The sequence below is a fragment of the Paenibacillus sp. 19GGS1-52 genome (assembly GCF_022369515.1).
GTDB lineage: Bacteria > Bacillota > Bacilli > Paenibacillales > Paenibacillaceae > Paenibacillus_AQ.
Window position 1 is genome coordinate 6,510,607 of record NZ_CP059724.1, and the last position, 13,960, is coordinate 6,524,566.

The window sequence follows — 13,960 nt, forward strand, 5'->3', positions numbered from 1 at the left end:
CCTGATTTAAAAACGTTTCTGCACATTTTCTGTAGATTTTAGAAGAAAAAAAAGCGATTCCCTAGAGTTAGGCCTCAATCCTATGCTATAATTGAGAAAATTTTACAGGTGGTGTGATTAATGAAGCAAGAAACGCCCATCATTAAAAGCAAACATTCCTTAGTTATCGCACTGACGCTTCTTACCGTAATGATTGTATTTAGCATCCGATACCCGGAGCCTGATACTCTGCTCGATGCTCTGTTGCGTTCCTTAGGCATCCCATTATATTCACGACCGGCTTCTGAAACCGGATTTCACATCTCAGGTATCTTCCTGACTGTTCTATTTATCTTTGCCCTTTTCTATTTAAATAAAGCAATCTCTAGACATCGGCTTGTACTCTTTTTTGCTGCTTTTATATGTTTAAGCAGTGCTCCAGGCTGGCTAGTTATCGGTTATCAGCATTATTTTGCATCCGGCATCTATGCGGTGGAGCTTGACCCACATCAGGTTAGTTGTAACTATGTATGGATTGAGCAGCAGTTTAGCGGCAACTGTCAGTTATCCATCAAGAACCACAGCAAGGATACAATAACAGTTCAGGCTGTATTGGAACTCCCGCTTGCCTCCTATCACCCCGTAGCTCAAGAGTCCATCCTACTATCTGACCTTGTACTGCAGCCTCGTACAGACAATTCATTTCATAAGGAGTTCAAGCTTGCCTTAACAAGCAAAGAAACATTTAGTGGGCAGATGAAGGGAACATTTAAGATCACCCTCAGTGACGGACAGCATGTCAGGGCTTGGAAATAATCCTAAAGTAAGCGCGAGAAGAAGAAACGGCTTTGCCGTCCTTATATGGACGGCACCCGTTTCTTCGAGAAATAGAAGGATACATTCTTGCGTGAAACTTATAAATTCTTATATTTGAAAGAAAAGAGCGGCCCTTTTGCAGGACAGCCCTTTCCCCCAGCATATTGAATTAGTCCTTCACCGCACTAATCATGAACTCTCCACCCTCGGGAGCGTCGCCTACCTGCACAATAATTCCACCCTTGTTCCCCTTTCGTACCCATCCTTCGCGGCCAGCCTCCAGTTGCTCCATGCTTAGCTGTGTAAGTCCGCTTACAGCAGCTATTGTAAAGAACGGATAACAGAGAGCAAACCGCAACACCTCTCTATGCGGCTCATAATCACGAAGCGGATAGGACCAGCTCAGACTCAGACTTTCTTCCTCACCCATTGCTTTCACAGCCAGCTCAGAGTAACGACCTCTCCTATAGCCAAAGCTGTGCCCGTCATCCTCATACAAGGTAAAGGTAGCGTTGAAACCTACCTCAGCCTTCGCTCCATAAAGATGGATAATGACCAGCTCACCCGTCTCTTCCAGCGCATATTGCTTCAGCATACCTTCCGCTATAAAGCTGCCAGCCTTAATGTACATAGGCATAATATGTAGCGGTGCTGCAGCCAGGATGTGACGTCCTCCTTCATTAACTGCTCCATCCCAGTAATCAATCCATTGTCCCTCTGGCAAATAGACGGAACGGTGATCGGTGTCCGGGCGGTATACGGGTGCAATCAACACAGATTCACCCAGTAAGAACTGGTCACACAGATTACTCACATGCGGGTCGCGTGGATACTCCAGCACGAGCGGACGGATCACTGGCATTCCAGTCTGCTCCGCCTCATGAAACAGGTTGTACAAATGTGGCATCCAGCGGTAACGAAGACCGATGAATTCACGCAGGATTCCTTCGACCTCTTCTCCAAAGGACCAAGGCTCCTGACGCATCGTACCGATTGAGGAGTGATTGCGGCAATACGGGAAAAAGACACCCATTTGTGTCCAGCGTACCAACAATTGTGCTGAGGTATGGTGGGCAAAGCCGCCGATATCCGGCCCTGAAAAAGCTAATCCCGACAACCCCATATTGAGCACCATCGGGATGGCCATCGCCATATGCTCCCAGAAGCTGCGGTTATCTCCTGTCCATACAGCTGCATAACGTTGAATCCCCGCATATCCGGCTCTTGTCAGTACAAAAGGACGTTCACCCTGCAAATGCTCTGCCAAGCCCTCATAGGTGGCCTTGGACATCATCATGCCATAAAGATTATGATATTCTTCGTGTGTTACCGGACGGCCATTGTTAAAGTGCATCACATCCAGATCCATTGTTTTAGTATCGTTAAATACAGCTGGCTCATTCATATCATTCCAGATTCCCTGAATCCCAAGGTCCGTATAATATTTATGGAGATCGCCCCACCATTCAGAGGTTCGGCTATCACTGAAGTCAGGAAAAGCGCTAATTCCCGGCCATACCTCGCCAAAGAATATATCCCCCTCCAGCCTGCGGCAAAAATGCTTATCCAGCACACCTTCCTTGTACACCTCGTAATTGGGATCTTTTTTCACTCCCGGGTCCACAATCGGCACAATTCGCACCCCAAGCTCCAGCAGCTCAGCCATCATCTTCGCCGGCTCTGGAAAGTTAACAGGATCAAACGTAAATACCCGGTATTCGTCCATATAGTGTATGTCGAGATAAATAACATCGCAGGGAATTCGCTTCTCGCGGAAGGTTCGCGCCAGCTGCAAGACTTCTTGCTGGTTCATATAACTGTAACGTGACTGATGATAACCTATGGCCCATTTTGGCGGAAGAGCGATCCGTCCGGTTAGTGAGGTATATCGTTTCACAACATCCTTCATTTCGGGTCCATTGATAAAATAAATATCCAAAGCCCCGGTAGCGCAGCCAATCGTAAAGGCCACCCCATGGGAACGCATATCAAACTCACTGCGGCCCGAGTTATCCAGAAACAGTCCGTAGGCGAGCTCGTCATGCATATGAATGAGCAGCGGAATCGACTCATAGAGGGCTTCAATTTCCGGTAGATGCGGTGCGAATACATCGGTATTCCAGTTCGTATAGTGTTCCCCGCGCTTATCGAGAAAGCTCGATTTCTCACCCAATCCATAAAAATGCGAATCTGGCTGCATATCGTATTCAGCATGATTAGCACCACGCGGATTCCAGCTAGCCAGGTTCTGCTGCATAATAACCCGCCCCTGGATATTCTCCACCCGGATAATGAATGATTTCTTCTCCAGAAACAGAGTGATCGCACTGGTCGTGAAGATCAGTTGCTCCTCCGTCTCCTCCACCGGGAATAAATGCGGAACACAGCTCTCAGCCAGCACTGCTGCTGTCGTTGTTAAATCAGGCACCTGATCACGAAATACCTTCATTCGGAACATGTCATCACTCAAAAAAATAAATACAATGCCGCCGCACTCCCCCCGGCAGATATAGATATTCTCTGAACGTTCCCAAGAAACTATACTGCCAGGGGTATTCCAAGTTTCCTTTATTACCATCGGACCCATTTTCTCGGGACGAATCGCTTCGCTGCTCTCCATTAACCTTCCCCCCTTTGGCTTTAACCGTTGCTAATATTACATATTACCCTGCAGCGTAGGTAACCTATCCCTAAGGTTTATGACCTGTAAGTCATTTATTTGCAAAAATAGTCTTAAGTCACACCAAAGCGGGTATATTCTATATATGACTACGCTTAAGGAGTGAATGATGTGAGCCGCACTAATCCTTTTAAATGGTGGAATCTGCTGTTCTTTCTCGCCATGATTGTTGTAAATGTACTCTCAGTAACCCTACCTTTGGGTGGGAATAACACCGCTGAAATTTCGGACATGTATTATACTTATTTAACACCTGCCGGATACGCTTTTTCGATCTGGTCACTGATCTATCTACTCTTGGCCGGGTTTGTCATTTATCAATTCCGTCCAGCAACCGGTTCCAGGAATTCAGTAGAGTCGATCGGCATCTGGTTTATCCTCAGCTGTATCTTTAATATGAGCTGGCTCTTCCTTTGGCAGTATTTGTACATCGAGCTGTCGTTGATTGCCATGATATTAATGCTGTTAACACTTATTATGATCTATCAGATTTCACGACATATCCTAAATCCTACCCGAGGTGAGAAATGGCTAATTCGCTTACCCTTCAGCATCTATTTAGGCTGGATTTCTGTAGCCACTATCGTTAACGTCAGTGTGGTTTTGGAGAAAAATAATTGGGACGGCTTCGGCCTTAGTGATCCCACCTGGGCTGTTATAATGCTCTGTGTAGGCACCTTGCTTGCAGTGGCAGTCAGCTACCCTCATCGGGATAGCGTCTATCCACTGGTATTCGTGTGGGCTTACATTGCCATTGCACTGGAACACAAAGATGCCAGCAATGTCTATATAACCGGTCTAGTAGCCGCAGGACTCCTGCTTCTCTATAGCCTCTGGCTGCTCCTGACTCCACGCCGCAATAGGTACTGAATTTGTCTGACAAAGACACGCAAATAGGGAGCCGCAGCTTTATTGCTGGGGTCCCTATTTGCATCCTTCATCTGCTGCTCTGCTTACTTGACTGCTTCAACAGTCAGGTGTTAAAAAGAAATATCCCCCGTTGCTCAACTTGCATGTTGAACCAACGGGGGAAGTTATGAAGCCTATGTCTAACATCTAATATCTTATTTCTTGCGGGCTACCGCTTCAATTTCCACAAGTCCGTCTTTAGGCAGACGCGCAACCTCAATGGCACTGCGGGCAGGATAAGGTTCTGTAAAAAAAGTGCTGTAAACTTCGTTAACGGCAGCAAAATCATTCATATCCTTAAGGAATACCGTTGTCTTCACGACATGATCCAATGAAGCTCCAGCCTCTTCGAGGATAGCCTGAATATTGCTGAGGGCCTGACGGGTTTGCTCCTGCACGCCTTCTGTCAATGCGCCTGTCTCCGGGTCCAGTCCTAGTTGACCTGAAGTGTATATCCAATTACCAGTAGCCACTGCCTGACTATACGGGCCGATGGCACCAGGTGCTTTTGTTGTAGCGATCTGCTTTTTACTCATATTTCTGATCCTCCCCAAATTGTGTACATTTCTTCACTACCGACATTGTACGACTAGCGCTCCGCCAAAAGCAACTTCCTAACGTTCACCAATCACGTATATAACATCATTCGTATACATATGTACACCATGGGTATCTGCAAGCGCGATATTCACCATTGCCCTGGCCACTATTGCTGCTGGTATCCCCCGGTATTGGGCTGCCTTGCCAACCATCATGAAATCTAGTGCTTTCATCACCCTAGTAGCGATCCGCTCGCCCAATCTGAACTCCTCGCGTTTACCCAGCAGCAGGGAAGGCCGAAACAAATGCAAGCCTTGAAAACCTACAGCAATTAATCCATCCTCAGTCCGTCCCTTGGTTCGGGGGTAGAAGCTGCGCGATTTCGCATTGGCTCCCATCGAGGACACGGCCAGAAACTGCTTCACTCCATGATCTTTGGCAAGCACAGCAGCCTCCAGCGGATACTGAAGATCCACGCGCTCGAATTCACTTTGCGAGCCAGCCTTTTTAATAGTGGTACCCAAACAACAAAAGACAGCATCCACACCCTGGAACTGCTCCTTATGTTGTGAAAGCTGCTCCCAATCCACCACGGTTTGCTTTAACTTGGGATGTTCCAGCGCCAGTGGACGCCTCACGAGCACACGGACCTCAGCCCAGCCCGCACGACTTAGCAATTCCTCCGTAAGCGCACTACCCACCAAACCGGTGGCTCCTAGTACCATTGCTACCCTTGACATGGAAAAACTCCCTTTCACTTCTATTCATCTCTGAGAATACGACGACCCTGCAGCAGCACCAATGCAATCATCAGGATTCCAACGACCAACTGCATACCGTAGACTTGAGTCCAATGCGGCCAGTGCTTGATCACTTCGTAAACCCTGCCTCCAATAAGAGGACCAAAAAAGGACGATAAACCCGTGAGCGCCGCATACATGGCCATATACATCGGACGCTCCTTCTTGGGTGTGTCTCCGATAAGAAAATTGAAAGCCAATTGGTTGAAACCGCCTACTCCGACACCAAAGACAATATGCGCTGCAAAGAGCACAAGCAGCATTGGAAGAACGGACAACAGTCCCCAAAGTAATGAAGAAAGCGCAATAATTGGCAATGTCCAGAACAGCAGCCGCTTATTGCTGTATTTGGCATTTAGATTGCCCCAGACATAGAAGCTCGCCATCATAAAGAGCGTCTGGGCCACATTGAGCAGTGATAGCGTTTCATAATTAATATGCAGCAGTTGCAACATGACATAGGAATATAAAGGAACAGTCACGTTCTGCAGCAGCAGCCAAGCGGCGAGGAACAAGGTCGACTTCATAAACAACTTATCATGGAGCGGCTTCTTAAACATGGGCAGAAACTTTATCTCTTCGGATTTCTCAAAAGGAACATCTGGATAGAAGAAAAATACAACCACGTTCATCATCGAGAAAATCCACACAACAATATAAAGGATAAGAAAACCATGGCCCCCAGGATAACGGTCCAGAATAACTCCGCCACCATACAAGACCAAACTTCCCAGAGCGTTCAGAAGGGTATTCCGAATCCCAAAATAACGCCCCCGAACACGCGAGGGAACAAGATCGCTAATCACCGAACTCCACAGCACACCACTGACCGTGTTGACAATAAAAGCCGTAGTGTACAAGCCTATAAAGGCAATAACCCAATATTGATGCGGAAATATAAATGGAACAAGTCCTGTAGAACCCCAGAGCACCCTCTGCAGGCCGATAAAGGTGACCATGGCCCATTTGCGGCTTGGCAGTTTTTGAATTAGAAAGGCTACACCTATCTGCGCAATATTAACAAGGGTCGTCAGTGCCAGAACAAAACCAATCTGACTTGACGTAGCTCCTAAATATAACAAGAATCCTGTCAGGAACTGCCCTTGAAGCAGTACCTGAAAGATCGTTGCCGGGATTCCCTCAAATGTAGCTATCCGCAAATTCTTACGATGTATTGAGGCTTTACGACTAAGCTTCGGACGGCTAGTCGACGGCCTCCTTCTCATGATGTTCATACGGACTATAACACTCCTTCGATGCGGCTTTGGCTTCATTCTACTCAGCATCACTCTTCTGTCAATACGCCAAAACCACAAAAAATGTTGGAGTCTTTATCCACTTACTTTGATGTGACTTCAAGGGGTAAATAAAGAGAGAATAAGCTCCCCTTTCCTTCCACGCTCTTCAAAGTAATAAATCCACCGAGAAGTTTGGCCAAATCATTGCTGATTGACAGCCCTAGCCCAGTCCCGCCATACATTCGGCTAATTGTACTATCCGCCTGTTGAAAGGCCTCAAAAATAATCGTGTGCTTCTCTGAGGCAATCCCGATCCCACTGTCCTGCACGTCAAATACGACCCAGCGCTTGTCTACAACTCCTACTCTTTTCTCCTCTACACGAATAACCAGCGAGATGTGGCCAACCTTCGTGAATTTAAAAGCATTAGAGAGCAGATTGCGAAGAATCTGCTGTACTCGTTGCGGATCTGAAGTTAACGTTAACGGTACATCTTCATTTAGAGCAATATTAAATTCCAGCCCCTTCTGTCGGGCAATGACACTAAACTGCAATGCAAGGAGCTCCGGTACTTCACTAACATTCAATTCCTCATTTAAAATATCCAACTGCCCAGCCTCTACCTTGGATAGATCCAGGATATCATTAATAAGCATCAGTAGATCCTCACCCGAACGATGGATAATCATTCCGTATTCAACCATCTCATCCTCACTGAGGGAGGAATCCTTTTCTTCAATTAACTGCGATAAATTAATGATACTGTTAAGTGGTGTTCTAAGCTCATGCGACATGTTCGTCAGAAACTCGGATTTATATTGAGAAGCCTTCATTAATTGCTTCGCTCTTTCTTCCAGCACAATTTTATTCTTGTGCAGCTCCTCGGTCTGAGCAGACAACAATTTGTTTGCCCGCTGGATCTGTTCGTTGCGCATCATTTCCAGCTGGAAGTCGCGGATAATAAGTGCAAACAGCATACTAAGAATTAAACCGGCCGGGAAAGTAACCGGCATTATTTCCGTTATGTACTTTTCATCAGGTATAACGCCGAAAGCAATAATATTAAGTGCATTGACTAGATTTACGACGAGTATTATAGTGAGCCCTTTTTTCACTATAGTTAAAGAAGAACGACGTACCCAGAAGCTGAGCGCTGCGCAGACAAACCCCAGAATGGATAAATTAAGAGTTCCTACTACCGCAGCTTCGTTAACCCCGAAGGTTAATCGAGCTAGCCCGGTGCCAACACCTATTATTATAAGAATAAAGGGTTGTGGAAAGGCCAAAGTAGAGATGATCAGCGGCACAAACCGCAAATCAAAAATCACATGCTCATCCAGTCTATAGCCAAAAAACATACTGCTCCATCCCGCGAATATCGTCAAAAGCACCCAGCAAATCTTCTTCATCTGCTCAGGTGCATTAGTGATCGTAAATTTATATATCAAATTTGCCAAATAGGCTAGGGTAACTAGTACGGCTGTATTCACGAAAAATATTTTTAGATATTCCATAGATTCGCTCCTGTTACACATAGTAAATTGCAATTCTTATCCACCATATTACCATAATAATAATAATTCAAATCTACAAAACTCTCGTTACAGAAAAAAAGCGCAAATCAGATACGATTTGCGCTTTTTTTCTGTAATGAGAACCAGGGTCTTATGGGATTCCAACTCCGTTTAGGTATGGCTCCCATAATGTCCCCTTGCCTCAGTGCTGCAGTATCCTCTTCAGGGCCAAAATCGGCTTCTGTCCACGTCTCAACAGCCGGAAGCATATAGTACCGGGGATGGTAGGTGCAGAACATGTCTCCTTGCTGTGTAAGCACCCGATCAGCGTTGATTTCAATAATCTTGCCTGCCACCACATGAGATTTGTACATAGACATCGCCTCTCCTTAGAAATGTCATTACCCTGCCTTGAGGCTTTATGTTCAGCAATTATTAGGAGCTAAGCTCTTTATATTCTTTCTTTTATATTACCCAGCTCTATTTTGAGTGAATCTATTTCCCACATGCTTACTTTCAAGTATTAAGTCACTTTTTGTCACATAATAGTCTATAAAATTAGCTATCAATATATTTTCAAATTTGATATGATCCATATGTAAAATAATTTATCATCTTTTTAAGTGATTATTTTCACATGTCTTTCCTCCCTCCTTGTGCTAAAATGCCATCGAAGAAGAACTGAGATAATTAAATTTTTTCTTATTGTATGCCGATATATGTCATATGGTTGCTACAAAGTGGGGCTTTACACCCAAAGCAAAGTGACAAATGTCATTTATAAAGTGATTTTTATCACTTCCATTTACTATTAAAATGTTTTACATTTTAATATATATATTTTAAACTATTTTTGGAGGTCATATCAAAATGAAAAAAGCTTCTGTAATCTTGTCGAGTGCCCTATTACTTGGTGTACTCGCTGGTTGTGGCAACAACACAAACAATGCCCCAGCCGCAACTAATGCTCCAGCTGAAACAACTGCTCCAGCTGCTAATTCCGGCAATGCTGCAACAGAAACAGCAAAATACCAAGATGGTACTTACTACGGAACTGCTGCAGCTGATGCAAAAACTGGCTGGGAAACTTTTGTTCTGTTGACTGTAGAGGGCGGTAAAATCACCAAGGCTGACTGGAACGCGTTCAGCGTAACTAATGCCGGCGATTTGAAGAAAAAAGTTTCTGAAGATGGCAAATACGGTCTGGTATCTCAAGGTGGCGGTCAAGCTGAATGGCATGAACAAGCCGCTAAAGCTGAAGCATTCCTGATTGAGAAACAAGATCCAGCAGCAATCACTGTTAACGCTGAAGGTAAAACTGATGCAATCTCCGGAGTTTCAGTTGGTGTAAATGATTTTGTAACAACTGCTCAAGCTGCTCTTGCTGCTGGTCCAGTACAAGCTGGTCCTTTGAAAGATGGCGGTTACCATGCAGAAGGTGCAGAATTTGACGCCAACAACGGATTCAAATCTACTGTCGACGTATCTGTCGTTAATGGTAACGTTGTAGCTGCTAAATTCAGTGGTGTGAATGCTGCAGGCGACGATAAGAAACAATATTCAGCAGATGGTAAATACGGTATGAAAGCTGGCGGCGGATCTGCTGAATGGCATGAAGAGATCGCTAAAGCTGAACAATACTTTATTGAAAACAACGGCGCAGCTCCTACAGTTGATGCTGAAGGCAAAACCGATGCAATCTCTGGCGTAAGCATCAATGTTGGCGAATACTTTACACTGGCAGAAAAAGCACTCGAAGGCGCGAAATAATTATTCGCAATCCTCTTGCAGCTAATCAGATGAATGAGGTGAGTTTCTTTTGAAAAAAATAGTCATTTTGGGTGGCGGCTACGGCGGCGTACTCACGGCTAAGAAACTAGCAAAGAAATTTAAGAACAACAAAGAAATTGAAATCAAGCTTATTGACCGAAATCCTTACCACACTCTATTGACTGAGCTGCATGAGGTTGCTGCTAACCGCGCTCCAGAGGATTCGATCAAGATTGATCTCAAGAAAATATTTGCTGGTCTTAAAGTCGATGTTGTACTGGATGAAGTCACTAACATTGATTTCAAAACTAAAAAACTTACTTCCGAAAAAGCGACCTATGCTTATGATTACCTTGTAATCGGTACAGGCAGCAAGCCAACATTTTTTGGCATTCCCGGAGCAGAAGAAAACACTCTTTCCTTCTGGTCATACGATGATGCTGTTGCGCTGAAACGTCAAATCCGTGATATGTACACGTTGGCAGCTAAGGAAAAAAATGCAGCGGTTCGCCGCTCCATGTTGACGTTTGTTGTTGTAGGCGCTGGATTTACCGGTGTGGAATTAATTGGCGAAATGGCCGAAAACCGCGATGAGCTCTGCAATGAATTCTTCATCGATCCTTCCGAGGTTCGTCTGATCGTGGCTGATATGGCTCCTAAGGTTCTACCAATCCTGCCTGATAAGCTCATTCAGAAAGCTGAAGCTCGTCTTCGCAAGCTGAATATAGAGATCGTTACAAGCGCAAAAATCACTGAAGTAGGCAAAGGCAGTGTTGCTCTCGGCGAGAAAAACATTGTGGACGCACACACGGTAGTTTGGACAGCCGGTGTTGAAGGTTCTGAACTTGTAGGCACTTTGGGTGATAATGTTCAACAACAAGGTCGCAAACGTATTGTTACGAATGAGAACCTGGAAAGTGTGGATCATAAGAACGTTTACGTTGTTGGGGATAATATTTTCTTTATTCCTGAAGGCGAAACCCGTCCTGTCCCACAAATGGTTGAGAATGCTGAACAAGCCGCTCCGGTAATTGCTACCAACATTGCAGCAGACATCAATGGAACTGCTAAAAAAGCGTACAAACCAGGCTTCCACGGCACCATGGTTTCTATCGGCAGCCGTTACGGTGTAGCGAACGTTGGCCTACCAGGCAAGTTCTTTATGCTTACTGGCTTTATGGCGATGTTGTCCAAGCATTTTATTAATATGTTCTATCTTTCCCAAGTTGTTGGATTCAACAAAGTATGGACGTATATGATGCATGAGTTCTTCCATGTCGAGAACCGCAAGAGCTTCTTGGGCGGTTATTTCTCCAAGCGTTCACCTAACTTCTGGATTGTTCCACTTCGCATGCTGCTCGGTGGCATGTGGCTCTATGAAGGTATCGATAAGTTGAAGAAGATTTGGGAAGATCCGGATAAGATTTTCCTAATTCCAGCCGCACCTTATGCTACGGACGCCGCTTCGGCAGCCAGTGTAGCTGTCGATGCAGTTAAAACTACGGTAGATGCTTCTTCCGCAGCATCAGCAGTTAGTACTGCCAAAGAAGCTGTAGTAGCATTGCCCGTACCAGGATTTGTATACAATACTACTAACTGGTTCATGGATCTAATGTTCTACAATAACGATGGAAGCTATACCTTCTTAGCAAAATGGTTCCAAATTGGAATGGTCTGTGCAGAAATCGTATTTGGTGTAATGCTTATCGTTGGTTTGTTCACAGCAATTTCTTCTATAGCAACCATTGGTATGGCTGTTATGATCTGGTCTACAAAAATGGCTTCAACTGAAATGTTATGGTACACTGCTGCAGCAATCGCTACAATTGGTGGATCAGGAAGCGTGTTTGGCTTAGATTACTACGTCCTCCCTTGGCTCAAAAAGCAGTGGAAGAAAATTCCGCTCGTAAGGCGCTGGTACTTGTACACCGACTGACATTAATCCCTTTGTCACATTATTCATGACTTGATTAGTTAATCATATAATTAATTAGTGTAGAAACAATGTTGTTACAGCCGAATATTGATGTACTTAAGAGTAATGTGTCCCTAGGACACATTACTCTCCTTATTTAAGAAGATGAAAGCATACACTTTATGTCATGCTTTGTTATTATAAACTGGCGTCAGCTATAATAGAGCGCTACTATTTTTCTTAACAAATGGTTTTGTAGGGATAATCAGGGGTATGGTTTCTTCCGGCAAAACCGACAAGAAGGAGAGAATCTTGTGAACAGACAACTCATTGAAGATACCTTCCGGTTGTTGCAAGCTGAAATGTCTCCGATTGCCGGAATTCAGCTTCAGCTCTCTCCGGCGGGATTTGAGCAACTGCTCTCGGTACTGGAACGCCATGATCTGGAATATAACCGCAAAGTTCATTTGCTGGGTATTCACACCATTCTTACCTTGGCTGCAGAACGCCATATGGAATGTGCTCCACATCATCCTGACCTTACCCGGAACATTTTGGATGGAGACTATCTATACAGCTTTTACCTGCAGTTTGCAGTAAAGTACCGGGAGCTTGACCTGGTTGCTTATTTGGCTCCTTCGATCAAAAAAATGCAGATCCGACGGTCAAATGGAGACTTTGCGGAAGAAAATCCGGCTGCTGGAATGGAACAATTCCTGAACCAAGAGCGCAGGCAACAGAACCGCACAAGCAAAGCTATTTGACAGGTGGGAACTATACATGAAGTTGCACGAGGCCTTGAATATAGATCTGAATGAAATCAATCGTGAAATCGAAAACCTTGTAGCACGGGATAAAGACGTACCTAAGAAATCTCAGCTGGCACAAAGTGTTCTCGAACTCGTCGCATCTGGCGGCAAGCGTCTTAGACCGCTTATGGTTATCGTTGGTAGCCGTTTTGGACGCAAGCCTACGGGACGCAGAGCGCTTCAATTATCCGCTGCTGCAGAATTTATTCATGCCGCCTCCCTTATTCATGATGATATCATTGATGATGCGGAGCTGCGGCGGGGTGGACCTGCCCTGCATACCAAGACTGGCATTTTATCTGCGGTTCATATTGGCAACTACATGTCCGCCCGGGTCATTGAATTATTAAGCAAGCATACCGGAGACAAAAACCGTTATGTACATGACTTATCCTCTGTTGCCACTGCCCAGCTGTGCTTGGGTGAGTATCAACAAATGGAACATGCCTTTGATTACGATATTACAATGGACCAGTATTTGGAGAAATCACGCAACAAAACAGCTCTACTCATGGCTACCTGCTTGCGTGTAGGCGCACTGTCCTCCGAAAGCACTGAGGAGGTTGCCAATCTGCTATATGCCTTTGGAGAAGCCTTGGGAATGTCTTTTCAAATCCAGGATGATCTGCTCGACTTCACACAATCCACTGAAGTGCTCGGCAAACCCGCTGGCAGCGATCTTCGCCACGGCCAGGTAACCTTGCCTGTACTTTATGCACTTCAGGATTCTGAGCTAGCCTCTGACATCCGTAAGATTGGTCCTGATTCTTCTGATGCTGAGGTCATGCATGTGCTGAATCTGATCAACCGCAGCGATGCTTTGGCCCGGGCTGAAGAGATCAGCCAAGACTATCTGGAGCAGGCCGCTGGTATTGTTGAGCAACTCTCTGCCTATCCGGCACATGCCGATCTGGAGACGCTGCTGCAGTATTTTGCAGGGCGTGATCGTTAAACTTGTGCTTGCAGCCCTACACTCAAGTTGTAAATAAC

The 13,960-nt window shown here is 45.2% G+C and carries 12 protein-coding genes; 6 read left to right on the forward strand and 6 right to left on the reverse strand.

Going from position 1 to position 13,960, the window contains the following annotated elements:
* Window positions 1-120 precede the first annotated feature (120 nt).
* Window positions 121-795, forward strand: a complete 675-nt coding sequence (locus H1230_RS29875) for a hypothetical protein (RefSeq protein ID WP_239713382.1) — start codon at window positions 121-123, stop codon at window positions 793-795.
* A gap of 169 nt (window positions 796-964) precedes the next feature.
* On the opposite strand, the gene H1230_RS29880 is transcribed toward H1230_RS29875, so the two are convergent.
* Window positions 965-3,415: a glycoside hydrolase family 31 protein gene (locus H1230_RS29880; RefSeq protein ID WP_239713383.1), complete on the reverse strand. Its 2,451-nt coding sequence runs from the start codon at window positions 3,413-3,415 to the stop codon at window positions 965-967.
* Between the two features lie 171 nt (window positions 3,416-3,586).
* Between H1230_RS29880 and H1230_RS29885 the strand changes: the two genes are divergently transcribed.
* The gene (locus H1230_RS29885; RefSeq protein WP_239713384.1) at window positions 3,587-4,345 is read left to right on the forward strand and encodes a TspO/MBR family protein; all 759 of its coding nucleotides are present in this window, start codon (window positions 3,587-3,589) and stop codon (window positions 4,343-4,345) included.
* A gap of 194 nt (window positions 4,346-4,539) precedes the next feature.
* On the opposite strand, the gene H1230_RS29890 is transcribed toward H1230_RS29885, so the two are convergent.
* From H1230_RS29890 to H1230_RS29910, 5 genes are all read right to left on the reverse strand, one after another.
* Entirely contained in the window at window positions 4,540-4,920 is a 381-nt protein-coding gene (locus H1230_RS29890) for a RidA family protein (RefSeq protein WP_239713385.1), read from the reverse strand.
* 78 nt (window positions 4,921-4,998) lie between these two features.
* Complete coding sequence (locus H1230_RS29895) at window positions 4,999-5,664, reverse strand: oxidoreductase (RefSeq protein WP_239713386.1); 666 nt, start codon at window positions 5,662-5,664, stop codon at window positions 4,999-5,001.
* Between the two features lie 20 nt (window positions 5,665-5,684).
* A complete protein-coding gene (locus H1230_RS29900) occupies window positions 5,685-6,959 on the reverse strand; it encodes an MFS transporter (protein WP_481857102.1) in 1,275 nt (424 codons plus the stop codon).
* 104 nt (window positions 6,960-7,063) lie between these two features.
* Entirely contained in the window at window positions 7,064-8,476 is a 1,413-nt protein-coding gene (locus tag H1230_RS29905) for an ATP-binding protein (RefSeq protein ID WP_239713387.1), read from the reverse strand.
* A 107-nt stretch (window positions 8,477-8,583) separates the two neighbouring features.
* Window positions 8,584-8,850: a hypothetical protein gene (locus H1230_RS29910; protein WP_239713388.1), complete on the reverse strand. Its 267-nt coding sequence runs from the start codon at window positions 8,848-8,850 to the stop codon at window positions 8,584-8,586.
* Between the two features lie 496 nt (window positions 8,851-9,346).
* On the opposite strand from H1230_RS29910, the gene H1230_RS29915 reads away from it, so the two are divergent.
* From H1230_RS29915 to H1230_RS29930, 4 genes are all read left to right on the forward strand, one after another.
* Window positions 9,347-10,246, forward strand: coding sequence for an FMN-binding protein (locus tag H1230_RS29915; RefSeq protein ID WP_239713389.1), 900 nt, complete (start codon window positions 9,347-9,349; stop codon window positions 10,244-10,246).
* 49 nt (window positions 10,247-10,295) lie between these two features.
* A complete protein-coding gene (locus H1230_RS29920) occupies window positions 10,296-12,182 on the forward strand; it encodes an FAD-dependent oxidoreductase (RefSeq protein ID WP_239713390.1) in 1,887 nt (628 codons plus the stop codon).
* A 293-nt stretch (window positions 12,183-12,475) separates the two neighbouring features.
* Window positions 12,476-12,925: a hypothetical protein gene (locus H1230_RS29925; protein ID WP_239713391.1), complete on the forward strand. Its 450-nt coding sequence runs from the start codon at window positions 12,476-12,478 to the stop codon at window positions 12,923-12,925.
* A 16-nt stretch (window positions 12,926-12,941) separates the two neighbouring features.
* The gene (locus H1230_RS29930; protein ID WP_239713392.1) at window positions 12,942-13,922 is read left to right on the forward strand and encodes a polyprenyl synthetase family protein; all 981 of its coding nucleotides are present in this window, start codon (window positions 12,942-12,944) and stop codon (window positions 13,920-13,922) included.
* Window positions 13,923-13,960: the final 38 nt, after the last annotated feature.

What these genes read in the sequence shown, in the direction of transcription:
- H1230_RS29875 (WP_239713382.1), top strand. Translation starts at nt 121, where the DNA reads ATGAAGCAAGAAACGCCCATCATTAAAAGCAAACATTCCTTAGTTATC.
- H1230_RS29880 (WP_239713383.1), bottom strand. Translation starts at nt 3,415, where the DNA reads ATGGAGAGCAGCGAAGCGATTCGTCCCGAGAAAATGGGTCCGATGGTA.
- H1230_RS29890 (WP_239713385.1), bottom strand. Translation starts at nt 4,920, where the DNA reads ATGAGTAAAAAGCAGATCGCTACAACAAAAGCACCTGGTGCCATCGGC.
- H1230_RS29895 (WP_239713386.1), bottom strand. Translation starts at nt 5,664, where the DNA reads ATGTCAAGGGTAGCAATGGTACTAGGAGCCACCGGTTTGGTGGGTAGT.
- H1230_RS29900 (WP_481857102.1), bottom strand. Translation starts at nt 6,959, where the DNA reads ATGAACATCATGAGAAGGAGGCCGTCGACTAGCCGTCCGAAGCTTAGT.
- H1230_RS29905 (WP_239713387.1), bottom strand. Translation starts at nt 8,476, where the DNA reads ATGGAATATCTAAAAATATTTTTCGTGAATACAGCCGTACTAGTTACC.
- H1230_RS29910 (WP_239713388.1), bottom strand. Translation starts at nt 8,850, where the DNA reads ATGTACAAATCTCATGTGGTGGCAGGCAAGATTATTGAAATCAACGCT.
- H1230_RS29915 (WP_239713389.1), top strand. Translation starts at nt 9,347, where the DNA reads ATGAAAAAAGCTTCTGTAATCTTGTCGAGTGCCCTATTACTTGGTGTA.
- H1230_RS29930 (WP_239713392.1), top strand. Translation starts at nt 12,942, where the DNA reads ATGAAGTTGCACGAGGCCTTGAATATAGATCTGAATGAAATCAATCGT.